Genomic DNA, 24,358 nt, shown 5'->3' on the forward strand with positions numbered 1-24,358 from the left:
CTTGTTGCCTGCTTAGATACCGCGCAGCAGTTCGTTGATGCCGGTCTTGGCGCGGGTTTTTGCATCCACGCGCTTGACGATGACCGCGCAGTACAGCGAGTATTTGCCGTCTTCCGAAGGCAGGTTGCCCGAGACGACCACCGAACCCGCAGGCACGCGGCCGTAGGTCACTTCGCCGGTGGCGCGGTCGTAGATCTTGGTCGACTGGCCGATGTACACGCCCATCGAGATCACCGAGTTCTCTTCGACGATCACGCCTTCGACGATTTCCGAACGGGCGCCGATGAAGCAGTTGTCTTCGATGATGGTCGGATTGGCTTGCATAGGTTCCAGCACGCCGCCGATGCCGACGCCGCCGGACAGGTGGACGTTCTTGCCGATCTGCGCGCACGAACCGACGGTGGCCCAGGTGTCGACCATCGCGCCTTCATCGACGTAGGCGCCGATGTTGACGTAGGAAGGCATCAGCACCACGTTCTTGGCGATGAAGGAACCGCGGCGCGCCACGGCTGGCGGCACAACGCGGAAGCCGCCCTTGATGAAGTCTTCGGCGGTGTAGTTGGCGAACTTGGTCGGAACCTTGTCGTAGAACTGCATGGTGCCGTCGGACGGCATCTGCACGTTGTTCTCCAGGCGGAAGGACAGCAGCACGGCTTTCTTGACCCACTGGTTCACAACCCAGTCGCCGGTGGTTTTTTCGGCCACGCGGATGGTGCCGGCGTCCAGCCCTGCGATCACGTGCGAAACCGCGTCGCGCAGTTCGGCGGTGCCGTTGCCCGGGTTGATGTTGGCGCGGTCTTCCCAGGCCTGGTCGATGATGTTCTGAAGTTGTTGGCTCATGATTTACTCAATTATTTGTTAAGGGACTTGCAGAATTGGACGATGCGCTGCGCAGCTTCCAGGCCTTCTTCCGTTTCGGCGACCAGCGCCATGCGGATGCGGTTGCGGCCCGGATTGGCGCCGTGGGCGTCGCGCGCCAGGTAGCTGCCCGGCAGTACCGTGACATTATATTCGGCATACAGGCGCTGGGCGAATTCGGTGTCCGACAAGCCGGTCTGGCTGACGTCCGCCCACAGGTAGAAGCCGGCGTCCGGCAGTTCCACTTGCAGCACTTCCTGCAGCAACGGGGTGATGGCGGCGAATTTGGCGCGGTATTTTTCGCGGTTCTGTTCGACGTGGGTTTCGTCGTTCCAGGCCGCGATCGAAGCAGCTTGCACGGAAGGGCTCATGGCTCCGCCGTGATAGGTGCGGTACAACAGGAATTTTTTCAGGACGTCGGCGTCGCCGGCCACGAAGCCCGAGCGCATGCCCGGCACGTTGGAGCGCTTCGACAGGCTGCTGAACACCACCAGGCGCGCGTAAGGCTTGTCGATCGTGGACAGGCCCAGCGTGTGGGCCGCTTCCAGCGCGCCCAGTGGCGCCTTGTCGCCGTGGTAGATCTCGGAGTAGCACTCGTCGGCGGCGATGATGAAGTTGTAGCGCTCGGACAGGGCGAACAAGTTCTCCCAGTCGGTCAGCGTCAGCACGGCGCCGGTCGGATTGCCGGGGGAGCACAGGAACAACAGCGATACGCGCTCCCAGACCGAGGTCGGGATGCTGTCGTAGTCGCAGCCGAAGTTGCGGGCCGGGTCGGAATTGATGAAGTACGGCTCGGCGCCGGCCAGGTAGGCCGCGCCTTCGTAGATCTGGTAGAACGGGTTCGGGCTGACCACCAGCGATTTGGCGGCCGGGTCGATCACGGTCTGCGCCAGCGCGAACAGCGCCTCGCGCGAGCCGTTCACCGGCAGCACCTGGGTGGCTGGATTGAGCTTGGGGATGCCATAGCGGCGTTCCAGCCAGCCGGCGATGGCGCCGCGCAGCGCGTCCGAGCCGATGGTGGTAGGGTAGCTGGCCAGGCCGTCCACATTGTCGATCAGCGCCTGCTGGATGAACTGCGGCGTAGGATGTTTGGGCTCGCCCATTCCCAGGCTGATGGCCTTGTGCTGTGGGCTGGCGGTCACCTGCGCGAACAGCTGGCGCAGTTTTTCGAACGGATAGGGTTGCAGCTTGTCGAGATGTGGATTCACTTGGCGGACCGGGTGCGGAACGTTGAAAAAAGAGCAGCGTAGACAACCATTATAGCGCCTCTGCGCAGGCCTCGTCATACGACGGTGAGTAGGCCGGCTATAGTAGGCCGGCTATCAATGCCAAATAATAAACATGTGAGATACTTCGGCCCACGGTTCACAAAGAGGTCAGGCATGGAACAGGATGAAACGACGATGGAAGTGGACGTCAGCCGGCAGGTGATGGCGCTGCGGCTGGCGACCGGGCTGGCGCAGGGCGCGTTGCTGTATTGGCTGTACCAGGCCGACCGGGGCGGCTGGTGGCCGGCCGGTACGCCGTATGTGATGACGCCACTGCTGATGGCCTGCGCGCTGCTGCCGGCGATGCTGATATCGGCCATGGGCCATATGGCGCCGAAAAAGGTGGCGCAATGGATGACCGCCGCCGCTGGCGTGGTGCTGGTCATGGCGCTACATGCCGTCAGCCGCGACGCCGGCGGGTTGCGGGGCGCCGGCGAGCTTGGGAAGGGCGCGTTCACGTCGATGTCGGGGCCTGTGATGGTTTTCGGCGCGGTCTTCATGTACATCGCGCACTCGCTGGTGATGGCGGGGGCGACGGACAAGCGCCGCATCGCCAGCTACGACACGTATTTTGAGCTGGCCTGGAAGCTGGCGGTGCAGCTGATGTTCTCGGCCTTCTTTGTCGGGGCACTGTGGTTGGTGCTGCTGATGGGCAGTGGCCTGTTCTCGATGGTGAAGCTGGACTTCCTCAAGCATATGATGGAAGAGTCGTGGTTTGTGGTGCCGGTGATCTGCTTCGCCTGGTCGTGCGCGATGCACATCACGGACGTGCGGCCGGCCATCGTGCGGGGCATTCGCAGCCTGCTGCTGGTGCTGCTGTCGTGGATACTGCCGGTGGCGGCGCTGATCATCAGCGGCTTCCTGTGCGCCTTGCCATTCACCGGGCTGGATGTGCTGTGGGCGACGCGGCACGCGACGTCGCTGCTGCTGGCGGCGGACGCGGTGCTGATCGTGCTGATAAACGCCGCCTTCCAGAACGGCCACGCCAAGGCGGCGCTGGCGGTGCGCGTGAGCGCGCGCGTGGCTTCGCTGCTGATACTGCCGCTGACGGCCATCGCGATTTATGCGCTGGGCTTGCGGGTGTACGACTACGGCTGGACCTCGGACCGCGTGATCGCCGCTGCCTGCCTGGTGGTCGCCAGTTGCTACGCGTTGGGTTATGCGTGGGCGGCGCATCGTTACGAGACCTGGCTGTGCCCCATCGCCAATGTCAACGTGGCGGCGGCCTTCGTGGTGCTGGTGGTGCTGCTTGCCTTGTTCACGCCGATCGCCGATCCGGCGCGCCTGTCGGTGAACAACCAGGTGGCGCGGCTGGAGAAGGGCCGTACCAAGGCGGCGAATTTCGATTTTCACTACCTGCGTTTCGAGGGGCAGCGCTACGGGCAGGAGGCTTTGACGCGCCTGTCGCAGCAAACCACCGGCCCTGATGCTGCGTTGATACGCGACCTGGCCGCCAAGGCCTTGAAGGAGACGAACCGTTGGCAGCCGGGATCGCAGTTGGCGGTGGTATCGATCACCGACAACGTCAAGGTGTGGCCGTCGACCACCAAGCTGCCGGCCAGCTTTGTGGCCCAGAAGTGGAGCCCGATCGAAGACGAGACTGTACTGCCATGCCTGTTGAGCCGCGGCAGCAGCTGCGATGCCTTGGTGCTCGATGTCGACGGCGACGGCAAGCCGGAAGTCCTGCTGTTCAACGCCGGCCGCTACTCGGCGGCGCCGCTCTACACCGAGCGCGCCGACGGCAAGTGGGTGGTGGCCGGCCATCTCGATGCGAGCGGCAGCGAATGCGCTCCGCTGATCGAGAAGCTGAAGGCGGGCCAGTACGCGCTAGTCGCGCCGCGCATGAAGGCGCTGGAAGTGGCGGGGCAACTACTGCAGTTTCAATCGGAGTTCGGCGCGGACGACTGCAAATTGATCAAGGCCGCGAAATAAGCAAGGTTCAGATCGGCCACGCCGGCAATTGCGTTATCGGAAGCATTCACGTCATGACGCGGCCACCTGCAACATCCAGTGTGATGCCGGTGATCCATGACGCAGACGTTGACAGTAAAAACAGCGCCGCCGATGCTATGTCGTCAGGGCGGCCAAGCCGGCCGAGCGGAAATGCCGCCAACATGCGCTGTTGCTGTTCAGGCGGCATGCGCTGAGCTGTGCGCTCGGTCAGAACAGCGGATGGCGAAATGCAGTTCACACGGATGCCGTGCTGACCAACCTCGTTGGCGGCGTGGCGTGTCAGCATGATGACGCCGGCCTTGGCTGCTCCATACCCGGCTGGTGCTCCCGAAGCGACCCGTCCGCCCGCCGACGCCATGGTGACGATGCTGCCGCTACCGCGCGCGATCATCGCGGGCAGGAAAGACTTGAGCGTGAAGAAGGTTGAAGTCAGATTGTTGTCGATGCTCGAGCGCCAATCTTCTTCTGTGATGTCGGCTAGTGGAGCGGGACGCCCGCTGCCACCGCCTGCAAACGCCAGCAGCAACTCGGGCGCGCCCAGGTCGGCCTCGATGGCGACACGCATGCGTTCGACAGCATCCAGGTCGGAACAGTCGGCTACTGCCGCGCAAGCCTCTCCGCCAAATGAACGGATCGCGGCCACCGTATCCTCGACGGCATCACGGGCACGCCCATTGACGGCGACTTTTACGCCACAGCGGGCCAGTGCCAGGCAGGTGGCAGCGCCGATTCCGCGCGAGCCGCCGGTGACGAGTGCCACCTTGCCGTGCAGGTCAGGGTAATTCGGAACAACGGTGTTGGGTTCAGTCATGTCGGGTCTCCAGTGAGTGCTTGACGCCAGATTACAAACTGACTAGGCTAAAATCAAATCACATGTTATTGGTCTATCCATAAAAAAATAGATGTCTTACTTACTTCATCTGCGCAGCTTTCTCAGCGTCTACCGGCACAATTCCATCTCGCGCGCGGCGGTTTCCCTGCAACTGACGCAACCTGCTGTATCCCGACACATCAAGATATTGGAAGCGCGCCTGCAGACTCAATTGTTCACCCGTCTGCCGCGCGGCTTGGCGCCGACGCCTGCCGCCATCGAACTGGAGAGGCAGTCCGGGCCGCATTTGGACGCGCTGGAGGCCATCATCGGCAGCGGCGCAAGTCAGCGCGAGGCCCTTGCCGGTATCATTCATGTCGGCGCGACCAGCGGATTTTCCGGGTTGTTGCTGTCCGCCTTGAGTGCCATGCCGCGTTATGGGATTCGACTTGACCTGCGTGCGATGCCGCCGCCGGCCTTGGTGAAAGCGCTCGCCGACCGCGAACTCGATCTGGTGGTGACACTGGCGCGCATACCGCACAAAGCGATTGACTATGCACTGCTGTATGAGGGGCGGCTGCAATTGGTATGCGCACCGGCTTTTCGCGATCGCATACCCAAGTCGGCCGCGCCGAAAGGTTTGCCGCTGATCGATTTGCAAGGGCCGGTGCCACCACTGACGAGTTTTTGGCGCGAGGTTTTCGGCTGCGACGCGGAGCAACCATCGGCCATGGTGCCGGACTATCAAATGGCGCTGGAAGCCGCGGCGGCGGGCGGCGGACTGGCCGTCTTGCCGGAATGCCTATGTCGGCCGCTGCTCAATGCCGGCCATCTGATCGCACTGCCGTTGCCGAAGCGCGCACCGATGTTCTCGCTCTATCTTGCACGCGGCAAGGGTGGCGGCGCAGTTGAACGAGTTGACCTATGCCGTCAGCAGTTGATTGAGGCCGCGCGCACGTGGTGAGGGACGGATTTAATGGCGATTGTGGCCGTTTTGGCCCTAATCCCACGGTATCTTATTGTCATCGAGATACTATTCCGCTTTGAGGCGAGATGGTGCTGACATGCCGGGAGCCCGCCGTGCTATTGTAGAAACAGGTTACAGGTTTTATCTCCACACTTCGCGAAGTCCCATCATCCAGCCCACCGCATTGGTGGGTTGCCTCGACCTCCCGCCGCCTAGCTGTCGCTCATAACGCGCTGCATTCCGTGACTCCGCCGCTGATCGCGACGGGCAGCGGATGCACGTGCCAATTCAATGTGACATCCGGGAGAATATCTTGAACGTGGACCGCTCGCTGTACGATGGACAACTGCTATTGAAGGCGGGCGCGCTGCAGGACGCCATTTTCAACAGCGCCAATTTCTCCAGTATCGCCACCGATGCCCAAGGCGTGATCCAGATTTTCAATGTCGGCGCCGAGCGTATGCTGGGCTATAAGGCAATCGACGTGATGGACAAGATCACGCCCGCCGATATTTCCGATCCTCGCGAACTGATCGTGCGCGCGAACGCCCTCAGCCTGGAATTGGGCACCTCGATCACGCCGGGTTTCGAGGCGCTGGTGTTCAAGGCGTCGCGCGGCATCGAGGACATCTATGAGCTGACCTATATCCGCCAGGACGGCAGCCGTTTCCCGGCGATGGTATCGGTCACCGCGCTGCGCGACGACCGGGAAACCATCATCGGCTATCTGCTGATCGGCACCGACAATACCGCGCGCAAGCGCGCCGAGGAGGCATTGCAGAAAGCCGGTGCGCTGCAGAACGCCATCTTCAACAGCGCCAACTTCTCCAGCATAGCCACGGACGCCCATGGCGTGATCCAGATCTTCAATGTCGGCGCCGAGCGCATGCTGGGCTACAAGGCCTCTGACGTATTGAACAAGATCACGCCTGCCGATATTTCCGATCCGCTGGAGGTGATCGCACGCGCCCATACGCTGAGCATCGAACTGGGCACGTCGATCACGCCGGGCTTCGAGGCGCTGGTGTTCAAGGCTTCGCGCGGCATTGAGGACATCTATGAGCTGACCTACATCCGCCAGGACGGCAGCCGCTTCCCGGCGATGGTGTCGGTGACGGCGCTGCGCGACGACCGCGAGCAAATCATCGGTTACCTGCTGATTGGTACCGACAACACCGTTCGCAAGCAGGTCGAGGCCGAACAGGCGGTGCTCGATCAGCGCTTGCGCGATCAGCAGTTCTACACCCGCTCGCTGATTGAGTCGAATATCGACGCGCTGATGGCGACCGACCCGCGCGGCATCATCACCGACGTCAACCAGCAGATGGAGTCGCTGACCGGCTGCACCCGTGATGAACTGATCGGCGCGCCGTTCAAGAACTACTTCACCGACCCGGACCGGGCGCAAGCGGGCATCTCACGCGTACTGCGTGAAGGCAAGCTCACCAACTATGAACTGACCGCGCTGTCGCGCGAAGGCGCCGAGACCGTGGTGTCGTTCAACGCCTCGACCTTTCATGACCGCGACCGCAAGCTGCAGGGGGTGTTCGCGGCGGCGCGCGACGTCACCGACCGCAAGCAATTCGAACACAAGCTGCAGGAAAACAATGTCGAACTAGAAAGCGCCAAGGCGGCGGCGGAAATCGCCAACCTGGCCAAATCTGAATTCCTGTCGAGCATGAGCCATGAGTTGCGCACACCGCTCAATGCGGTACTGGGCTTCGCGCAACTGATGGCGTCGGATATACCGCCACCGACCACCGCGCAAAAAACTTCGATCGATCAGATCCTGCAGGCCGGCTGGTATCTGCTGCGTCTGATTAACGAAATACTCGATTTGGCGATGATCGAATCGGGCAAGGTCAGCCTTTCCCAGGAGACGATGTCCTTAACCGAGGTGCTGCTCGATTGCAATGCCATGATGGCGCCTCAGGCTGAGCAACGTGGCATCGCCGTGAATTTCCCGAGTTTCGAGCATCCGTTCTACGTGCACGCGGACCGGACCCGGGTCAAGCAGGTCATCGTGAACCTGATGTCGAACGCCATCAAATACAATCGCCCCGGCGGCGCCGTGACCGTGAACTGCGAACATGAACCCGACGGCCGCGTGCGCGTCAGCGTGATGGATACCGGCGTGGGCCTGCAGCCTGACAAACTGGCGCATCTGTTCCAACCGTTTAACCGGCTGGGACAGGAAACCAGCGCCGAGGAAGGCACCGGGATCGGACTGGTGGTGACCAAGAAACTGATCGAGCTGATGGGCGGCACCATCGGTGTCGACAGCACCGTCGGCGTGGGGAGTGAATTCTGGTTCGACTTGTTGGCGTCGGATGCGCCTGGACTGGAAACTGAAATGCCGGGCCTGGCGCCGGTCCGAGCCGACGACCAGATCGTCCGGACGGATATCGATCATCGCCGCACGCTACTGTACGTCGAGGATAATCCGGCCAATCTGGCGCTGGTGGGGCAGTTGATCGCGCGCCGGGACGATCTGCAGTTGATGACCGCGGTGACGGCGCATCTCGGCATTTTGCAGGCCAAGAAACATCAACCCGATTTGATTCTGATGGATATTAACCTGCCGGGAATGAGCGGCTACGGCGCGCTGAAAATATTGCGCGATGATCCGGCTACTGCGCATATTCCAGTGATTGCCTTGTCGGCGAATGCCATGCCGCGCGACATAGAAAAAGGCATTGAGGCCGGGTTCTTCAATTATCTGACCAAGCCCATCATGGTGCGCGAGTTCATGGATGCGTTGGATGTAGCGCTCCAGCATTTCGCTGAGGTCAACGGGGCTGCAGAGGTCAAACCTGTTACTTCGGAGTAGCCTGCAAAGGGCAGGCCGCCATGCTCTCGCCTAGTCGCCGCGCCAGTTCGCCGCGCAGGGCGTGCAGGCCTTCGATGCGCTGGTCGATGTCTTCGAGCTTGCGCTCCAGTGCCGCGCGCAGCTGGGGCGCGGACGATTCCGGTGCGGCCAGCAGCGGCAGGTCGGCTTCGATTTCGGCCAGCGTGAAGCCCAAGGCCTGCGCCAGCCGGATGTAGCGCAGCCAGTCCACCGCTTCCGGCGGATAGTCGCGATAGCCGTTGGCGCTGCGGCGCGCGCGCAGCAGGCCGCGCTTCTCGTAAAAGCGCAGGGTGTCGCGGCTTAGCCCCGTGGCGCCGGCGATTTCTCCGATTTGCATGGCCAAGCTCCAAATATCGTTTGACCTTGGAGTGTACTCCAGGCTTTAGCATGGCTCCACCATATTCCAGGAGACGTCATGCTCGCACCATCCACCTTCCGCAAAATTGTCCTCGGCAGCGCCATCTACGATCTGATCGTGACGGCGCCTTTCGCCACGCCATGGAGCTTCGCCTTCGCCCGTGCGCAGCTGGACGGCATCAACCAGGGGCTGGGCGGCGCTGCGCTGCCGGCATTCGAGCCGTTCCACGTGCTGTTCGCCTGCCTGCTCGGCAGTGTGGTGCTGGTGTGGTCGCTGCTGCGCATCAGCGATCCGCAGCAGCGCTTCGGCCGTTTCGATGGCATGGCGCGGCTGCTGTTTTCGATCTGGATGATCTGGACGCTGATCATCACCGGCGCACCGCTGCTTTGGCTGTTTATCGTGCCGGAGATGGCCTTCTGCGTGGCGCAGTGGCTGCCGGTGCATAGGCGATGAGCTGTTATTGATGGTTTGTGGGCGGGCGGCGCAGCGCGGCGATCAGCGTATCGAGCAGCAGCACGGCCAGCATGGATGCGCCGAGCAGCTGGAAGCAGCAGCCCAGCACCACGGCGATCAGCACGACGCCACGCGCCAGCTGGTCGCCGTTGCGGCGTTCGGGCGCGGCCAGCCTGCCGGTGGGGCGGCGCTTCCACCAGATGACGATGCCGCTGACGCACAGGGCGATCAGCGCCAGGCAGCCGGCCAGCATGAGCAGCAGGTTGGGCGTGCCATACTCTCCGCCCTGATGCACGCTGACGCCCCATTCGGTGATGCGGCCTATCGCGCCGATGCGATCCGGGCCGATATCCATCAGCACCTTGCGGCTGTATTGGTCGATGTGAATCACCCGCTGATCCTCCGTTTGGCCGGTGATGCGGATCGCGCTGTAGACGCCACGGGGATCGCGCGGCAGCGCAAGCCGGTAGCCGCGATCGATGCCGATCGACGCCAACTGCGCGACGACGGCGTCCGGGCTGGCCGTGCCGGGGTGGCTCAACAAAGCGTAGCCGTTGGCGTTGGCCTCGTGCAGCGTGGCCTTGTGATGCGCATGCGGATCGTCCGATGCGGGAACGGCGAGCTGCTGCTGGGTCCACGGGAGTGCGCCCAAGGCGCCTGCCGGCAGCGTGGATTTGGGCACCCCTCGCCACATGCCATTCGGGACGCCAAGATCATGCGCGGTCAGCCATGCATTGACGTTCGCGCCCCAAAACACCGACCATGGCATGCCAGTCAGTGCAAGGAACAGAATGACGGCGCCGCCGAAGGCGCCGGTGACGGCGTGCAGATCACGCCACCAAGTTCGACCCTCGGCTCCCGGCCGTATCGACACCACGCCCACGCGACGGCCGCGCGGCCACCACAGGTAGGCGCCGGTGGATATCAGGACGATGATCCAGCCGGCCACGATTTCAATCACCACCTTGCCACCTTCACCGGCGATGGCCAGCGAATGTATGCGCTTCACGATGGTCATGATCCGCTGGTCTTCGGCGATGGCGCCGGCAACCGTTGCAGTGGCGGGATTGATAAACACTTGAAGCGTGCTGCCGTCGGGACGGATCACGTCTACTTGCGCGTTATGCCGGTCGTCCGCCGGCAGGTTGAGCGCCTTGGGCCGCCCTGGGTAGGACTGCAGCGCGGCAGCGATAAGCCGGGACGGCGGCTGCACGGCGGCGACGCTGTCGGCTTGCGCGCGCAGCATCTGCCCGGCGTAGACAAGGTCGTCGATCTGGCGGTGGAACAGGTACATGGCGCCAGTCACCGCCAGCGAAAAAATAAATGGTACGCAAACCAGGCCGGCAAAAAAATGCCAGCGCCAGATGCGTCGATACAGGCCGGCACGCGGGACCGCGGCCGTAGCAGAATACGATGAGCTCATTGCTATCCTCGTCAAACAGATTGATCTGGCGCACAAACGCGCGCCGGTGATACGGGATCAGGCGAGGAAAGGCGGTGCGCGCGCGTGGGCCGCAGACCATGCGTGCAGCGGCTGCGGGGCGGCGTAAAAGAGGGCAGGGTAGATAGCGCGGCCGCCATCCGCAAGCAGCACGGTAGCCGGTGCTGTGGGGATGGCGTCGGAGCCGCCATGGATGGCGCAGAACGCGCAATGCTCCATGCCGTGTTTGGCGGACGCGGGGGCTTTGTTGTTGTCGCCAGCGGCGAGCTTGACCAGTTTGTAGCCGTTCACCGTGCAGACTTCCACGGCGTCGGCGCCGGCATTGGCCAGTGCGTGCGAAATCGAAGGCGCGAGTGCGCTGAACAGGATTGCCAGCAAGGCTATCCAGATGTGCAGCGTTTGTCGTTTTGCCATTTCGATCATGTTGTCATTATATCCGATGCCGTTTGTTTGCCGCTGCCGGAATGCTCTCCGCGAGGAAGTCGATGAAGGCGCGCACGCGGGCCGGCTGCTGCTGCCGGCTCGGATAGTAGACGTACAGGTCAGCCGAGGGCAGGGTGTAATCGGCCAGCACCACTTGCAGGCGGCCGCTGTCGAGATACTTGGCGGCGTCCCACTCGGAGCGCAGCAGGATGCCGTGGCCGTCCAGCGCCCAACCCAGCACCACGTCGCCGTCGTTGCTGGACAGGCTGCCGTGCACCTTCACCGTTTCGGACTTGCGGCCTTTCACCAGCTTCCAGGTGCTGGGGGTGTCGTTGTTCTGGCGGTGCAGGATGCAGCGGTGCTGCGCCAGATCCTGCGGCAGGCGCGGCGCGCCATGGCGCTTCAGGTAGGCCGGCGAGGCGCACAGGAAGCGCTGGTTGGACAGGATCCTGCGCGCGCCCAGCCGCGTATCGGGCAGCTCGCCGAAGCGGATGCCCAGGTCGTAGGCGTCTTCCACCAGGTTGATGGCGCGGTCGGTCAGTTGCAGCTGCACTTCCACATCGGGATAACGGCGCGAGAAGGCGGAGACCAGCGGCGCGATGGTGGTGCGGCCGAAGCCCAGCGTGGCGTTCACGCGCAGCAGGCCCTTGGGCGCGGCGCGGCTGCTCGACACGGATTCCTCCATGTCGCGGATATCGCCGAGGATGCGCACCGCCTGCGACAGATAGGTTTCGCCCTCGCTGGTCAGGCTGGCGCGACGCGTGGTGCTGTTCAGCAGGCGTACGCCAAGGCGCTGCTCCATCAGCATCAGGCGCTTGGTGACGGCGGGCGGCGTAATGCCCAACTCGCGCGCGGTGGCGGACAGGCTGCCCAGCTTAGCCAGCAGCACGAAGAAGGACAGTTCGGAGACGATGTCATTATTCACTTGAAGTGTATAAAGGAGTAAATGTCAGTGAATTATACGACTGGTTTTCAAGAGTAAGCTTGCTTCCATTCTTAGCCCACTGGAGACAACACAATGAAAATCGTCGAGATCCGCGAAAAGACCATCCCGATCAGCTCCCCGATCCGCAACGCCTACATCGATTTCAGCAAGATGACTTTGAGCCTGGTGGCGGTGATCACCGACGTGATCCGCGACGGCAAGCCGGTGGTGGGCTATGGCTTCAATTCGAACGGCCGCTATGGCCAAGGCATGTTGATGCGCGAACGCTTCATCCCGCGCATCCTGGAAGCCGATCCGGTCTCGCTGATGAACGAAGCCGGCACCAACCTCGATCCGCACAAGGTGTGGGACTGCATGTACACCAACGAGAAGCCGGGCGGCCACGGCGAGCGCTCGGTAGCCATCGGCACCATCGACATGGCGATCTGGGACGCGGTGGCCAAGATCGAAGGCAAGCCGCTGTTCCAGCTGCTGGCGGACCGCTACGGCAACGGCACGCCGGACAAGAAGATCTTCGTCTACGCGGCGGGCGGCTACTACTACCCGGGCCAGAGCCACGACGCGCTGAAGGACGAGATGCGCAGCTATATCGATCGCGGCTACACGGTGGTGAAGAAGAAGATCGGCGGCGCCTCGCTGGACGAAGACCTGCGCCGCATCGATTCCATCCTCAGCGTGCTGGGCGACGGCCAGAAGCTGGCGGTGGACGCCAACGGCCGTTTCGACCTCGATACCGCCATCGCCTACGCCAAGGCCTTGTCGCAGTACGATCTGTTCTGGTACGAGGAGGCGGGCGATCCGCTGGACTTCGAACTGCAAGCCACGCTGCGCAATTACTACGACAAGCCGATGGCCACCGGCGAGAACCTGTTCTCGATGCAGGATGCTCGCAACCTGATACGCTACGGCGGCATGCGCGCGGACCGCGACTGGTTGCAGTTCGATTGCGCGCTGAGTTACGGCCTGGTCGAGTACCTGCGCACGCTGGACATGCTGCACGAGCATGGCTGGTCGCGCAAGCGCTGCATCCCGCACGGCGGCCACCAGATGTCGCTGAACATCGCGGCGGGGCTGGGCTTGGGCGGCAACGAGTCCTACCCGGACCTGTTCCAGCCGTTCGGTGGCTTCCCGGATGGCGTCAGCGTCGACAACGGCTACATCACGATGCCGGACCTGAGCGGCATCGGCTTCGAGGGCAAGGCCAACCTGTACGCGGAGATGAAGGCGCTCAGCGCCTGATCGTCAGGCGGCCTTCAACAGCGCCTGCGGCTTGCTCCAGACCTGCTGCGCCACGCGCATCATGTTGCGGCCCATGACAAGCTCGGTCTCGCTGTCGCTCATGCCGACCTTGCGCAGCGCGGCGGCCAGCTGGCGCCAGACTTCCGGCGGCGTGAAGGTCGGTGGACGGCTGGCGCTGTAGCCGGCGGAGGCGGGCCACCAGTAGCCTGGGTCGAAGTCGCCGGGCGGCGTGTCGTCCAGGCCGGGCTGCTGAAAGCAGATGTCAAGGCCGATCCCGACGTGCGATACGCCCACCAGGTCCGCGACGTAAGCCGCGTGGCGCGCGACGTCGTCGGCGCCAGGATGCTCTTTCCCCAAAAACCACGACAGGCCGGACACGCACACCACGCCGCCGGTGACGGCGCAGGCGCGGATCTGTTCATCGGTGACGTTGCGGCCGTGCTGCACCAGCGCGTACGGATTGGCATGGCTGAAGATCACCGGCTGTGACGACGCGGCCATGATATCGAGGCTGCACAGGCGGCCCGTATGCGAACAGTCCATCAGAATGCCGGCGTCGTTGACGGCGCCCACCATGCTGTAGCCGAGTTGCGTCAGGCCGCGCGGCAGGTCGTGGCAGCCGTCGGCGACGTTGTTGTTGCGGTTGTAGGCGAAGTGGATCTGGCGCACGCCCAGTTGGGCATACAGGGCGATCATCTCCGGCTGGTCCAGCAGCGGCATCGCGCCTTCCAGGTCGAAGCTGATGGCGATGCGGCCGTCGGCGGCGGCCTGGATCACGTCGTCCACGCTGGAGATGAGGACGTAGCGGTCCGGGTCGGAGGCGATGGTGGCGCGGTAGCCGGCGATCACGGACATCACTTGTGAGATCGGGTTCATGTCGCCCCCGACGTTGAGCGAGACGTAGTTCACCCCGGCGGCGTGCAGCTTCTGGACGGGCGTGAAGTCGGCTTGCGGATGCTGCGGCAGGCAAGCGTGGGCGTCCCAGTTGATCATGGTTGTAGGCTTTGTCAAAAATGCTATATTCCCACGAATGCGTGTCCAGGGCAAATCGGAGCGGCCGGGGTGTGGCGCGCATGCTTTATACTGGCGTGATTCACACTATTAAGGCCAACATGTCTTTTTCTTCGCTGGGCCTTGCTCCCTCACTGATTAACGCCGTTACCGAAATCGGTTACCAGGAGCCGACCGCCATCCAGAGCGCCGCCATTCCCGCCATTCTGCGCGGGGAGGACGTGCTGGGCGCGGCGCAGACCGGGTCCGGCAAGACCGCCGCCTTCGCACTGCCGCTGCTGCAATCGCTGCTGGACAACCGCAACGGCCCGCGCCAGCTGCATGGCCTGATCCTGGTGCCGACGCGCGAGCTGGCGGCGCAGGTGGGCGAGTCGATCCGCAAGCTGGTGGCGCATTTGCCGATGCAGGTCAAGGTGTCGATCGTGTTCGGCGGCGTGTCGATCAATCCGCAGATGATGGCGCTGCGCGGCGGCGCCGATATCGTCATCGCCACGCCGGGACGGCTGCTGGACCTGATCGACCACAATGCGCTGAAGATCTCGCGCACGGCGATGCTGGTGCTGGACGAGGCGGACCGCCTGCTGGACCTGGGCTTCAGCGAAGAACTGAACCGCATTCTGGAACTGCTGCCCAAGCAGCGCCAGAACCTGTTCTTCTCGGCGACCTTCCCGCCGGCGGTGCAGGCGCTGGCCGACGGCATGCTGCACCAGCCGACGCGCATCGAGGTGTTGTCCGAGCCGCTGAGCAAACCGGATATCCAGCAGCGCGCGATCATGGTCGACGTGCCGCGCCGTACCATGCTGCTCAAGCATCTGATCCAGGAGCACAAGTGGAGCAGGGTGCTGGTGTTCGTCGCGACCAAATACGCGGCCGAGCATGTGGCCGATAAGCTGAACCGCAACGGCATCCGCGCCGGCGCTTTCCATGGTGAGTTCAGCCAGGGGGCGCGCACCGAGGTGCTGGGCGATTTCAAGGCCAGCCGCTTGCAGGTGCTGGTGGCGACCGATGTGGCGGCGCGCGGTATCGATATCGCCCGTCTGCCGGCGGTGGTCAATTACGACTTGCCACGTTCGGCGGTGGATTACACGCACCGCATCGGCCGCACCGGCCGCGCGGGTGAGAGCGGCGTGGCGATCAGCTTCGTCAGCGCGGAGACGGAGCAGCATTTCCGCCTGATCGAAAAGCGCCAGGAGATTCTGCTGCCGCGCGAAGAGATCGCCGGTTTTGAGGCGGTGGAGACGCTGCCGCCAGTTGCCGCCGATTCGGTGACGGATACCGTCAACGGCGGCATCAAGGGCAAACGCAAGAGCAAGAAAGACAAGCTGCGCGAAGCCGCCGCGGCGGCCGGCGAGTAAGTCCTCGCGCCGTCAATCCAATACGGCGGAGCGGTACAACTTGCGGTACTCGGACGGCGAGGTCCGTAACGCCGTCCGGAAATGCTGGCGCAGCGACAGCGCGGAACCGAATCCGGCCTGCTGCGCCACCATCTCGATCGATACTTCGCTGCTCTCCAGCAGATGCTGGGCGTGGGCCAGCCGCTGGTTGAGCAGCCATTGCTTGACCGAGGTGCCGGTGGCTTGGCGGAAGTGGCGGGTGAAATTCCGGCGGCTCATCAAGGCGCGTTCGGCCAGCGCGTCGATGCTGTGGTTTTGCGTCAAATCCTCGCCTACCCATGCCAGCACTTGAGCGAAGCGGTCGTCGCTGCCGCTGACGGGCAGCGGACGCTCGATGAACTGCGCCTGCCCGCCTTGCCGGTGCGGCGCGACCACCATTTGGCGCGCCACGCGATTGGCGATCTCCGCGCCGCACAGCTGCCGCAGCAAGTGCAGGCAGCAATCAAGGCCTGCCGCCACGCCGGCCGACGTGACCACTTTCCCTTCATCGACATATAGGACTTCACGGTCGACCCGGACCTTGGGATAGCGCTCGGCCATGGTGTCGGCGTTGGCCCAGTGCGTGGTGGCTGAGAAGCCGTCCAGCAGGCCCGCTTCCGCCAGCGGGAACGCGCCTATGCACAAGCCCACTACCTGCGCGCCGCGCTGGTGGGCCTTGCGCAAGGCTTGCAGCAGGCTGGCGGGCGCCGGGCGGCAGTCGGAGTGCCATGATGGCAGGATGACGATGTCCGCGCGGGCCAGGGCGGCAAGGCTGTGGGGCGCGACGATTTCGAAGCCGGCGGTGGTGGTCAGCGGCGCCCCCGCGTCTTCCGCGCACACCTTGACGTCGAAGGTCGCGCTCTCGCAGTCGGCGCGCTGGGCGCCGAATACCTGGCACGGCACCGACAGGTGAAACGGGTTGATGCCGTCGAAGGCGATGACGGCGATGCGGAATTTCTGGATGGGCGAGGTGCGTGCGGACATGGCCTGATTATATCGCATGGTGGCCTTCGGGCCACTTTTGAATAACAGCACGGCGACGGACAATGTCACTCACCGGGCGCTTCCGCCTTATCCTACAGGAGAAAATCATGACCGCAACCCCACGCCGTGCCTTGATCGTTATCGACGTACAAAACGAATACTTCACTGGCAAGATGAAGATTGAATATCCGCCGGTTGAGACCTCGCTGCCGAATATCGGCCGCGCCATGGACGCCGCGCGCGAAGCGGGCATACCGGTGGTGGTGGTGCAGCATGACGCGCCGGAAGCTTCGCCGATCTTCGGCCTTGGGTCGGATGGCTGGAAGCTGCATCCCGTGGTGGCAGAGCGCGCGCACGACCATTTCATCAACAAGAAAATGGCGAGCGTGTTCACCGGGACGGACCTGGCCGAATGGCTGAAAGAAAAGGCCATCGATACGCTGACCATCGTCGGCTACATGACGCACAACTGCAATGCGTCTACCATCTACGAGGCGATGCATCGCGGCTTGCAAGTGGAGGTGCTGGAGGATGCCACCGGCGCGCTGCCGTACGAGAACGCGGCCGGCAAGGTCAGTGCGGAAGAGATCCACCGCGTGTTCAACACGGTGTTCCATTCCAACTTTGGTGCGGTGGTGAGTACTGAAACGTGGCAGGCCGCCGTGCGCGACGGCAGCAAGCTGGAACGCGACAATATCTATCTGTCGAACCAGCGTACCCGCCAGTGAACTAGCCGCCAGTGCGCTTGGCTTGGTGGCCCTGTTTTTTCAGGGCTTCCATCACCAGGTCGCAGTGGTCGCCCTGGATTTCGATGACGCCGTCCTTGACGGTGCCGCCGGAACCACAGGCGCTGCGCAGCTGCTTGCCCAGCAGGGCGAGGGCGATGGCGTCCAGCGCCAGGCCTTTCACCAGCGTGACGGTCTTGCCGCCGCGGCCCTTCGATTCGCGCGATACGCGCACGACGCCGTCGCCGGCGGGCTTGGATTTGGCTGCGGCCTTGCAGCGGCAATCGGTGACCGGCTGCCCGCAATCGGGGCACATGCGGCCGGTCTCAGTGGAGTAGACGAGTCGGGTGTTCATAGACCGGGATTCTAGCAGAAGCCGGGCTACAAAAAACGGGCATTCCGCATCGATGCGGGAACGATGAGCTTATGCATGGGGGTGACGAACAGCATGTAGACGCGGCCCAGCAGATTGTGGATGTGGACCACGGTGCTGACGGCGACCTTGTCCTGCAGCTTGCAGACGGAGACTTCGACGTGCAGGTGCTTGTCGCTGTCGCCGAGGATGACTTCCTGCTCGCTGAGGTAGCGGATCGAGAAGATGCCGACGCGGTCGCCGACGCGGTAGTCGCTGGCCGGCTTGGCGGCGTTGACGTCGCCAAGGCCTCCCAGGTTCTTCAGGCCGACCAGGCCAACCACGCGATTACGCAGCGCCATCAAGGTGTTGATCCAACCAGGCGTACCGGCCACCACCTGCAAATACAGTGCGAGCGCGGATTGCGTGGTGGGCTGGATCGCCGTTTCGTAGCAATCGTAGTAGTAAGCGTCGTCCAGATGGCGGGATATTTCGCTTTGCGGCGGGACGTCGATGGTGGATATCGTGGCGGTCATAGCGGCTTTTCTGTGATGAGGTTGATGCGGCGCTGGATGCGTTGGGCTTCTGCGGTGTCGCCTGCCTGGCTGGCGCGCATGGCCTGGACGCCCAGCCATGCCAGCAGCGGACGGCGCCAGCCTTGGGCGGAGGCGGTGTTCACGGCGTCGCTGAGGACTTTCGGCGTGGCTTTGCCGGCGCGGAGCAGCACGCCGCTGGCCACCAGTTTGGACAGCGGATCGGCGATGGCTTGCGCGGCGCTGGCGGCGGCTGCGTCGCCGGATGCCGAGGCGACCGGCTGGTGCTGCGCCGGCAGCAGCGCGGCGTCGGCAGCGGTGGCGCGGCCTGACAGGTAGGCGGCGTAGGCGCGGTCGGCCGGGCTGGCGTCCTGCGACAGCTTGTCGTAGCCGGCGCAGTCTTCGAACACCAGCGAGGCGACGCGGGCGGCGCAGCGTATCAATTCGGCGCGTATCATCAGGTCGACCTTGCCGGTGCTGGCCAGCGCTTCGCGGGCGCGCTGGTACTCGGCCGCTTCCACGCGGGCGTTGCCGGACATGTAGGCGGCGGTCGAACGTTCGATGGAGCTCTGCGCGTTCATCTGCCAGTCCGGCACCGGCGGGTTGTTGCCGCAGGCGGCCAGCAGGGCGGCTGCGAGCAGTGTCGCGATCAGTGGGGCGTTGGTCTTCATGGGAGTTTGATTTCCGTATCGCGTTTGAACGGCCATTTGCGGTTGATCTCATTGACCAGCTGCTCGACCCGGCGCAAGCTGCTTTCCACCTCGCCGCGCAGCGTGCCCAGATCGGCGGTGGCTTCCTTGGCGTTGGCGCCGACGGCCTGCGCTTCGATCAGCACCGCGTCCATTTTCTTCAGGCTGTTGCGGGCGTTCGCCAGCAGGCCGTTGAGCTGCACGATGGTCGCTTGCGCATCCGTCATCACGCCCTGCTTGCCGAAGACTTGGGTGTCGGCGTGGCCGATCAGGCTATCGGCCTTGGTGGCCAGCGCGTTTACGGTGATCAGCAGCTTGTTGGCGCGCTCCGCCAGCTGTTGCGCGTTCTTGTCGTCGCCGGCGATCAGGCCCATGGCGCCGTTGGGGCCATTCAGCTTGCCGGTCACGCCCTGGACGTTGGCCAGGGTTGCCGCCAGTGCGGAGTTTTCCGCCGTCAGCGCGTTGAGGTTTTCCAGCAGATCCTTGGCGGCGGCCAGCAGGCGCGGAATCTCTGCACCGGCGTCGCCGACCAGCAGCGCGCGGGCGGCGCCGTCTTCCAGCGGCGGATCGGTTGGAATGCCGCTGAAAGCGCGCAGCTTGGCGCCGCCCACCAGGCCGCGTTCCAGCGTGAAGATGCTGGAGCTGCGCAGCCAGTGCGCGTCGTCGCGCGGCACGTCGACGATCACGCGCGCCTTGCCGTCCTTGCCCAGTTCTATGCGCCGCACGCGGCCGATCGGGAAGCCGGCGAAGGTGACGTCCATGCCGACGGTGACGCCTTCCGAGTCGTCCGCCTGCAGCACCAGCGTCTGCGTCGATTCGAAGGCGCCGCGCGCGTACATCAGGTACAGCGCCGATCCGGCCACCAGCACCACCATCAGCACCAGCAGCAGGGCCGCCTTGAATTCCGCGTTGCGCACCGGCGCCGCTTCGTTTGTTGGTTCGCTCATTATTCCATTCCGCTCAGTAGTAGTTGCCCATCAACGAGGCGATTTCGATCAGCAGCATCACGGCGAACAGCCGCACCATGTCGTACAGGCCGTGCGTGACCTTGGCGCGATAGCTGGCGCCGAAGTAGAAGGAGGAGGCCATCGGTATCAGGCCGACCGCAAAGCTGAAGAAGACGATCTTCAGCGCCAGGATCAGCGCCACCGCCGGATTGAAGACCTGGCCGACCACGCGCGTGTAGCCGGGCAGCGCCCAGGGCGTGAAGCCGTACATCGACAGGTAGGCGAGGATCAGCGTCATCACGCAGCTGACTGCGGCCAGCATCCAGACGGCGAACACGCCCGCCGCCACGCGCGGGAAGAATTCCTGGTGCAGCTCTTCGTCGCTGGTGTTGACGGCGTTGTTGCGGCTTTGCGAGAACTCCAGCCCTGCGGGCAAGGTGGTGCGCAGCGCGACGAAGGCGGCGGCGGTCAAAGGGATCAGCTCCAGCACCAGCACCCGCACCACCATCTCCAGCGCGAAGCGCGACAGGCCGTAGCTTTGCGAGGTGACCACCACGATGCGGATCAGCACCAGGCTGACCAGCGCCGACAGCACGCCATACCAGGCCAGGTTGGGCGCGGTGTCGCGCACGATGTGGCGTGCCAGCAGGTTGCGGTTGGCGCCGCCGTAGCTGGCGGGGGTGAACGCCAGCGACAGCATCAGCACCGCGAATTGCAGCAGCCGCCACCAGCTGTTCAGCCAGGTGACGGTTGCGTGGATCGGGCGCTTTAGCGCCGACGGGATAGCTGCTTCTATGCTCATATTGACATCTTAGCACCGCGACAGTATCGGCGTACGTCCGCCACTAGCGCCTACTCTTCGGCGAAGGTGGCGATGATGGCGTCGGCGGCGGCGCGCACGCGGGCGCTGCGACTCAGGTCGCTGTGCATCACCAGCCAGACATCGTAGTGGTCGACGCGATCGGGCCAGACGCGTGTGAGCCGGGGATCGCCGTCGGCCATGTGGCAGGGCAGTTCGGCCACGCCCATGCCGCGTCGCGCGGCGTCCAGCATCACCATGCCGCTGTTGACTTCTATCGCCACGCGCGCATGGTCTATCGGTTCCATGCACAGCTTTTCCATGTGGCGCGGCGCTACCGCCCCCTGGTAAATGATGATGTCGTGCCCCTGCATGCCGTTGCCCTGGACCGGCATGCCGCGTTCGGCCAGGTAGGCCGGCGTGGCGTACAGGCCCATGCTGCGCCGGGTCAGGTGGCGCGAGATCAGGTCGGGACTGGTGGGCTTGAGCGTGCGCACCGCCAGGTCGGCCTCGCGCCGGGTCAGGTTGCTGATCTCGGTGCTGGTGCTCAGGACTACGCGTATTTCCGGATGCAGGATGTGCAGCCGCTGCATGGCGCCCAGCACCGAGTGGCTGGCGATGGTGTCCGAGGTGGCGACGCGCACGATGCCGGACAGGCGGTTGTCGATGCCCTGCATCTCGCGCTGGAACTGCAAGGCCGCGTGCTCCATCAATTCGGCGGCGGTGACGGCCAGTTCGCCGGCGGGCGTGGCCAGGTAGCCGGACGGCGTGCGCAGGAACAGGCGCGCGCCCAGCGACTTTTCCAGCGCGTTGAGGCGCCGGCCGACGGTGGCCTGATCGATGTCGAGGGCGGCGGCGGCCGAGCGCAGCGTGCCTTTGCGGTAGATGGCGAGGAAAATCCTGGCGTTGTCCCAATCCATGCGGGTATCCGGTGGTGATGCATTTTTGCATCGATGTGCCGATATTATGCGTATTTACTGCATCATGCAAGGCGGCTAACATCGATGCACTCTCACTGAAGGAAGCATCATGACTACCCCAAGCACCGTGGCGCCGGCGATCCCGTCGCGCCAGATTCCCGCCTTGCTGGTGTTGATGACACTGGCCATAGGCTTCGTGATGGCGATGATCGATGTCACCGCCGTCAATACCGCTTTATCCGATATCTCGCTCAGCCTGGGCGTGCCGCTCACAGGCCTGGTGTGGGTGGTGGATGGCTACACGCTGACCTTCGCGGCGCTGCTGATGGCCGGTGGCGCGCTGGCCGACCGCTACGGCCCGAAGAACGTATACCAGGGCGGCTTGAGCGTCTTCATTCTCGGCTCGGTGCTGTGCGCCGTGGCCCCCAGTGGCAACGCGCTGATCGCCGCGCGGCTGCTGCAAGGCGCGGGCGCCGCGCTGTTCATGCCGAGTTCACTCAGCTTATTGACGCACGCTTACGAGGACCAGGCCACCCGCGCGCGCATGCTGGGCACGTGGTCGGCGATCGTCGGCTGCTCGTCGGCGGCCGGTCCGCTGGTGGGCGGGCTGCTGGTGCATACCTTCGGCTGGCGCAGCGTGTTCTGGGTGAACGTTCCTATCGGCCTGCTTGGCATCGTGCTGACGCAGATGGTGGCTCCGGCCACGCCGCGCCTTGAACGCGCGCTGTCGATGTTGAGTCATCTGCTGGGCGTGGTCGCGCTGGCGGGGCTGAGCTTTGTGCTGATCGAAGGTCCGTCGCTGGGCTGGGGCTCGACGCCGGTGCTGGGCGCCCTGGTGGCGACGGCGTTCGCGGCATTCCTGTTGGTGCGGCGCGAACGCACCGGCGCGCATCCCTTGCTGCCACGGGCGCTGTTCGATACGCCGGCTTTTGCGGCGGCCAACGGTGTCGGCTTCCTGATTAATTTTGCGGTGTTCGGCCAGCTGTTCCTGCTTAGCCTTTACATCCAGCAGTCCGGCGCGGATGCGCTGCACACCGGCTTGAAACTGATACCGATGATGGCTGCTTTCGCTGCAGGTAACCTGACTTCGGGGCGTATCACCGCGCGAGTCGGCACGCGGCCGCCGATGATGTACGGTTTGATGGTGGGTTTGGGCATGGCGTTCCTGATGCTGGTCGGCCTGACGCCGCAAACGCCTTACTGGCTGCTGGTGCTGGCTGCCGTGGCAATGAACTTCGCGATCGGCGTCGCGATACCTGGCATGACGGCGACGGTGATGCTGGTGGCCGGCAAGGCGCACTCCAACAGCGCCGCCGCCGCGTTGAACGCCAATCGTCAGATCGGCGCCCTGGTCGGCGTGGCGATGATGGGCACCGTGATGCACATGGTGCCAGAGTGGGCGTGGCGCTTGCCGTTGGCCTTCTGCCTGATTACGGCGGCATACGCAGGCGCGCTAGCGCTGGTGTACCGCTACGTCAAGCTGGGCAAGCCGGCTTAAACGCCGTGCGTGGTGCGCCATTCGATCATCTCGGCGATGGTCAGGATGGGCATGCCGTGCAGTTCGGCGAATTGCTCGATGTCGGCGCCGCGCATCATGGTGCCGTCCGGGTTCATCAACTCGCACAGCACGGCGGCCGGATTGAGGCCGGCCATGGTCGCCAGGTCCACCGAGCCTTCGGTGTGGCCTTTGCGGGCCAGCACGCCGCCGGGCGTAGCGCGCAGCGGGAACACGTGGCCGGGATGGACCAGGTCACGCGGCTGCGCGTTCGCCGCGATGGCGGTGCGGATGGTGGTGACGCGGTCCGCCGCCGAGACGCCGGTGGTCACGCCTTCGCGTGCTTCGATCGATACCGTGAACGGCGTGCCGTAACGGCTGCCGTTATCGGCGGCCATCATCGGCAGTTCGAGCGTGCGCACCTTGTCGGCGCTCAGGCAAAGACAGACGATACCGCTGCATTCGCGGATCATCATGGCCATCGATTGCACGGTGATTTTTTCGGCGGCGACGATCAGGTCCGCTTCGTTCTCGCGGTCGAAATCGTCGAGCAGGATCACTGGCACGCCGGCGCGCATGGCTTCCAGCGCCGCTGCTATGCGGCCTTCCAGATCGTCCGAAACCAGGGAGTAGGGGGATACTGCGGATTGTTGGTCTAACATGTGGAACGCTCCTCGCAAATAGGCGAAAAACGCGACAGGGCAAGCGAATACGCGCGGCCCGCCACACCGATCGCTCGGGCAGGAGGCCGCGTCACCGCACATCTTCTTTCATCCGGACTATACCGTCGGCTTTGGAATCACACCAAATCTGCTGACCCTTCCGAAGAAGGCGCTCGCGGGCTTGGCCATTGCTGGCTTTACCGCCGGTGGGGAATCGCACCCCGCCCCGAAGACGTCGTTAAATCCTGCCGGCTGGCAGGCGAGGAATGATTCTAGCCCAAATTAAGAATTTCAGTGTAAGGT

General features: G+C 63.9%; 24 protein-coding genes and 1 riboswitch. Of the genes, 8 read left to right on the forward strand and 16 right to left on the reverse strand.

The features are described 5' to 3' along the window. Positions 1–12: 12 nt before the first annotated feature. A complete protein-coding gene (gene dapD, locus D0T21_RS01610; RefSeq protein WP_116988110.1) occupies positions 13–840 on the reverse strand; it encodes a 2,3,4,5-tetrahydropyridine-2,6-dicarboxylate N-succinyltransferase in 828 nt (275 codons plus the stop codon). A gap of 11 nt (positions 841–851) precedes the next feature. Continuing rightward, the gene (gene dapC / locus D0T21_RS01615; protein WP_116988111.1) at positions 852–2,066 is read right to left on the reverse strand and encodes a succinyldiaminopimelate transaminase; all 1,215 of its coding nucleotides are present in this window, start codon (positions 2,064–2,066) and stop codon (positions 852–854) included. A 174-nt stretch (positions 2,067–2,240) separates the two neighbouring features. Here dapC and D0T21_RS01620 point away from each other — a divergent pair, with 174 nt between their 5' ends. Beyond that, positions 2,241–4,058 (forward strand): DUF4153 domain-containing protein, encoded by a 1,818-nt coding sequence (locus tag D0T21_RS01620; RefSeq protein ID WP_199538381.1) that lies wholly within the window; start codon positions 2,241–2,243, stop codon positions 4,056–4,058. Between the two features lie 46 nt (positions 4,059–4,104). Here the strand turns inward: D0T21_RS01620 and D0T21_RS01625 are convergent, their stop codons facing one another. Next, complete coding sequence (locus D0T21_RS01625; RefSeq protein ID WP_116988112.1) at positions 4,105–4,890, reverse strand: SDR family NAD(P)-dependent oxidoreductase; 786 nt, start codon at positions 4,888–4,890, stop codon at positions 4,105–4,107. Between the two features lie 91 nt (positions 4,891–4,981). Here D0T21_RS01625 and D0T21_RS01630 point away from each other — a divergent pair, with 91 nt between their 5' ends. Together D0T21_RS01630 and D0T21_RS01635 are read left to right on the forward strand one after the other, a co-directional pair. Further along, positions 4,982–5,854, forward strand: a complete 873-nt coding sequence (locus D0T21_RS01630) for a LysR family transcriptional regulator (protein ID WP_116988113.1) — start codon at positions 4,982–4,984, stop codon at positions 5,852–5,854. Between the two features lie 322 nt (positions 5,855–6,176). Next, positions 6,177–8,687, forward strand: coding sequence for a PAS domain S-box protein (locus tag D0T21_RS01635; protein ID WP_199539624.1), 2,511 nt, complete (start codon positions 6,177–6,179; stop codon positions 8,685–8,687). On the opposite strand, the gene D0T21_RS01640 is transcribed toward D0T21_RS01635, so the two are convergent. Continuing rightward, positions 8,674–9,042: a MerR family transcriptional regulator gene (locus D0T21_RS01640; protein ID WP_116994252.1), complete on the reverse strand. Its 369-nt coding sequence runs from the start codon at positions 9,040–9,042 to the stop codon at positions 8,674–8,676. The two genes, D0T21_RS01635 and D0T21_RS01640, sit on opposite strands and share 14 nt — an antisense overlap. Positions 9,043–9,120: 78 nt before the next feature. Between D0T21_RS01640 and D0T21_RS01645 the strand changes: the two genes are divergently transcribed. Further along, complete coding sequence (locus tag D0T21_RS01645) at positions 9,121–9,516, forward strand: hypothetical protein (protein WP_116994253.1); 396 nt, start codon at positions 9,121–9,123, stop codon at positions 9,514–9,516. Positions 9,517–9,520: 4 nt separating this feature from the next. Here D0T21_RS01645 and D0T21_RS01650 read toward each other — a convergent pair whose 3' ends face one another. The 3 genes from D0T21_RS01650 to D0T21_RS01660 are packed head-to-tail and all read right to left on the reverse strand — an operon-like array spanning position 9,521 to position 12,305. Continuing rightward, positions 9,521–10,939: a PepSY domain-containing protein gene (locus tag D0T21_RS01650; protein ID WP_116994254.1), complete on the reverse strand. Its 1,419-nt coding sequence runs from the start codon at positions 10,937–10,939 to the stop codon at positions 9,521–9,523. A 57-nt stretch (positions 10,940–10,996) separates the two neighbouring features. Next, the gene (locus tag D0T21_RS01655) at positions 10,997–11,371 is read right to left on the reverse strand and encodes a DUF2946 domain-containing protein (protein WP_229211297.1); all 375 of its coding nucleotides are present in this window, start codon (positions 11,369–11,371) and stop codon (positions 10,997–10,999) included. Between the two features lie 16 nt (positions 11,372–11,387). Beyond that, positions 11,388–12,305 (reverse strand): LysR family transcriptional regulator, encoded by a 918-nt coding sequence (locus D0T21_RS01660; RefSeq protein WP_116994255.1) that lies wholly within the window; start codon positions 12,303–12,305, stop codon positions 11,388–11,390. Positions 12,306–12,398: 93 nt separating this feature from the next. On the opposite strand from D0T21_RS01660, the gene D0T21_RS01665 reads away from it, so the two are divergent. Further along, complete coding sequence (locus tag D0T21_RS01665; protein ID WP_116988119.1) at positions 12,399–13,565, forward strand: mandelate racemase/muconate lactonizing enzyme family protein; 1,167 nt, start codon at positions 12,399–12,401, stop codon at positions 13,563–13,565. Positions 13,566–13,568: 3 nt separating this feature from the next. Here D0T21_RS01665 and D0T21_RS01670 read toward each other — a convergent pair whose 3' ends face one another. Further along, positions 13,569–14,558 (reverse strand): dipeptidase, encoded by a 990-nt coding sequence (locus tag D0T21_RS01670; protein WP_116988120.1) that lies wholly within the window; start codon positions 14,556–14,558, stop codon positions 13,569–13,571. 119 nt (positions 14,559–14,677) lie between these two features. On the opposite strand from D0T21_RS01670, the gene D0T21_RS01675 reads away from it, so the two are divergent. Then, positions 14,678–15,931, forward strand: a complete 1,254-nt coding sequence (locus tag D0T21_RS01675) for a DEAD/DEAH box helicase (protein WP_116989320.1) — start codon at positions 14,678–14,680, stop codon at positions 15,929–15,931. Between the two features lie 12 nt (positions 15,932–15,943). Here the strand turns inward: D0T21_RS01675 and D0T21_RS01680 are convergent, their stop codons facing one another. Next, positions 15,944–16,933, reverse strand: a complete 990-nt coding sequence (locus tag D0T21_RS01680) for a GlxA family transcriptional regulator (protein ID WP_116989321.1) — start codon at positions 16,931–16,933, stop codon at positions 15,944–15,946. 107 nt (positions 16,934–17,040) lie between these two features. Here D0T21_RS01680 and D0T21_RS01685 point away from each other — a divergent pair, with 107 nt between their 5' ends. Beyond that, positions 17,041–17,661, forward strand: a complete 621-nt coding sequence (locus D0T21_RS01685; RefSeq protein ID WP_116988121.1) for a cysteine hydrolase family protein — start codon at positions 17,041–17,043, stop codon at positions 17,659–17,661. Between the two features lies 1 nt (position 17,662). Here the strand turns inward: D0T21_RS01685 and D0T21_RS01690 are convergent, their stop codons facing one another. The 6 genes from D0T21_RS01690 to D0T21_RS01715 are packed head-to-tail and all read right to left on the reverse strand — an operon-like array spanning position 17,663 to position 21,898. After that, positions 17,663–18,013 carry a translation initiation factor Sui1 gene (locus D0T21_RS01690; protein ID WP_116988122.1) on the reverse strand — a complete coding sequence of 117 codons (351 nt, stop codon included), beginning with the start codon at positions 18,011–18,013 and terminating at the stop codon, positions 17,663–17,665. Positions 18,014–18,039: 26 nt separating this feature from the next. Then, positions 18,040–18,546, reverse strand: coding sequence for a DUF2867 domain-containing protein (locus D0T21_RS01695; protein ID WP_116988123.1), 507 nt, complete (start codon positions 18,544–18,546; stop codon positions 18,040–18,042). After that, a complete protein-coding gene (locus D0T21_RS01700; protein WP_116988124.1) occupies positions 18,543–19,214 on the reverse strand; it encodes a hypothetical protein in 672 nt (223 codons plus the stop codon). The genes D0T21_RS01695 and D0T21_RS01700 overlap by 4 nt, the downstream gene beginning before the upstream one ends. Beyond that, on the reverse strand, positions 19,211–20,179 hold the full coding sequence (locus tag D0T21_RS01705; RefSeq protein ID WP_116988125.1) for an MlaD family protein: 969 nt from the start codon (positions 20,177–20,179) through the stop codon (positions 19,211–19,213). Before D0T21_RS01705 ends, D0T21_RS01700 begins: the two co-directional genes overlap by 4 nt. A 13-nt stretch (positions 20,180–20,192) precedes the next feature. Next, complete coding sequence (locus tag D0T21_RS01710; protein ID WP_116988126.1) at positions 20,193–20,981, reverse strand: ABC transporter permease; 789 nt, start codon at positions 20,979–20,981, stop codon at positions 20,193–20,195. Positions 20,982–21,031: 50 nt separating this feature from the next. Further along, positions 21,032–21,898, reverse strand: a complete 867-nt coding sequence (locus tag D0T21_RS01715) for a LysR family transcriptional regulator (protein ID WP_116988127.1) — start codon at positions 21,896–21,898, stop codon at positions 21,032–21,034. A gap of 109 nt (positions 21,899–22,007) precedes the next feature. Between D0T21_RS01715 and D0T21_RS01720 the strand changes: the two genes are divergently transcribed. After that, a complete protein-coding gene (locus D0T21_RS01720) occupies positions 22,008–23,396 on the forward strand; it encodes an MFS transporter (RefSeq protein ID WP_116988128.1) in 1,389 nt (462 codons plus the stop codon). On the opposite strand, the gene ribB is transcribed toward D0T21_RS01720, so the two are convergent. Next, positions 23,393–24,055, reverse strand: coding sequence for a 3,4-dihydroxy-2-butanone-4-phosphate synthase (ribB, locus tag D0T21_RS01725; RefSeq protein WP_116988129.1), 663 nt, complete (start codon positions 24,053–24,055; stop codon positions 23,393–23,395). The two genes, D0T21_RS01720 and ribB, sit on opposite strands and share 4 nt — an antisense overlap. Positions 24,056–24,151: 96 nt before the next feature. Next, a riboswitch (FMN riboswitch) is annotated at positions 24,152–24,293 on the reverse strand. Between the last annotated feature and the right edge of the window lie 65 nt (positions 24,294–24,358).

Origin of the sequence: Duganella sp. BJB476 (genome assembly GCF_003416895.1) — a bacterium.
GTDB lineage: Bacteria > Pseudomonadota > Gammaproteobacteria > Burkholderiales > Burkholderiaceae_D > Rugamonas.

What these genes read in the sequence shown, in the direction of transcription:
- D0T21_RS01625 (WP_116988112.1), bottom strand. Translation starts at nt 4,890, where the DNA reads ATGACTGAACCCAACACCGTTGTTCCGAATTACCCTGACCTGCACGGC.
- D0T21_RS01690 (WP_116988122.1), bottom strand. Translation starts at nt 18,013, where the DNA reads ATGAACACCCGACTCGTCTACTCCACTGAGACCGGCCGCATGTGCCCC.
- D0T21_RS01680 (WP_116989321.1), bottom strand. Translation starts at nt 16,933, where the DNA reads ATGTCCGCACGCACCTCGCCCATCCAGAAATTCCGCATCGCCGTCATC.
- D0T21_RS01670 (WP_116988120.1), bottom strand. Translation starts at nt 14,558, where the DNA reads ATGATCAACTGGGACGCCCACGCTTGCCTGCCGCAGCATCCGCAAGCC.
- D0T21_RS01640 (WP_116994252.1), bottom strand. Translation starts at nt 9,042, where the DNA reads ATGCAAATCGGAGAAATCGCCGGCGCCACGGGGCTAAGCCGCGACACC.
- D0T21_RS01620 (WP_199538381.1), top strand. Translation starts at nt 2,241, where the DNA reads ATGGAACAGGATGAAACGACGATGGAAGTGGACGTCAGCCGGCAGGTG.
- D0T21_RS01705 (WP_116988125.1), bottom strand. Translation starts at nt 20,179, where the DNA reads ATGAGCGAACCAACAAACGAAGCGGCGCCGGTGCGCAACGCGGAATTC.
- dapD (WP_116988110.1), bottom strand. Translation starts at nt 840, where the DNA reads ATGAGCCAACAACTTCAGAACATCATCGACCAGGCCTGGGAAGACCGC.
- D0T21_RS01650 (WP_116994254.1), bottom strand. Translation starts at nt 10,939, where the DNA reads ATGAGCTCATCGTATTCTGCTACGGCCGCGGTCCCGCGTGCCGGCCTG.
- D0T21_RS01685 (WP_116988121.1), top strand. Translation starts at nt 17,041, where the DNA reads ATGACCGCAACCCCACGCCGTGCCTTGATCGTTATCGACGTACAAAAC.
- D0T21_RS01665 (WP_116988119.1), top strand. Translation starts at nt 12,399, where the DNA reads ATGAAAATCGTCGAGATCCGCGAAAAGACCATCCCGATCAGCTCCCCG.
- D0T21_RS01645 (WP_116994253.1), top strand. Translation starts at nt 9,121, where the DNA reads ATGCTCGCACCATCCACCTTCCGCAAAATTGTCCTCGGCAGCGCCATC.
- D0T21_RS01720 (WP_116988128.1), top strand. Translation starts at nt 22,008, where the DNA reads ATGACTACCCCAAGCACCGTGGCGCCGGCGATCCCGTCGCGCCAGATT.
- D0T21_RS01675 (WP_116989320.1), top strand. Translation starts at nt 14,678, where the DNA reads ATGTCTTTTTCTTCGCTGGGCCTTGCTCCCTCACTGATTAACGCCGTT.
- D0T21_RS01700 (WP_116988124.1), bottom strand. Translation starts at nt 19,214, where the DNA reads ATGAAGACCAACGCCCCACTGATCGCGACACTGCTCGCAGCCGCCCTG.
- D0T21_RS01695 (WP_116988123.1), bottom strand. Translation starts at nt 18,546, where the DNA reads ATGACCGCCACGATATCCACCATCGACGTCCCGCCGCAAAGCGAAATA.
- D0T21_RS01715 (WP_116988127.1), bottom strand. Translation starts at nt 21,898, where the DNA reads ATGGATTGGGACAACGCCAGGATTTTCCTCGCCATCTACCGCAAAGGC.
- D0T21_RS01655 (WP_229211297.1), bottom strand. Translation starts at nt 11,371, where the DNA reads ATGGCAAAACGACAAACGCTGCACATCTGGATAGCCTTGCTGGCAATC.
- D0T21_RS01710 (WP_116988126.1), bottom strand. Translation starts at nt 20,981, where the DNA reads ATGAGCATAGAAGCAGCTATCCCGTCGGCGCTAAAGCGCCCGATCCAC.
- D0T21_RS01630 (WP_116988113.1), top strand. Translation starts at nt 4,982, where the DNA reads ATGTCTTACTTACTTCATCTGCGCAGCTTTCTCAGCGTCTACCGGCAC.
- ribB (WP_116988129.1), bottom strand. Translation starts at nt 24,055, where the DNA reads ATGTTAGACCAACAATCCGCAGTATCCCCCTACTCCCTGGTTTCGGAC.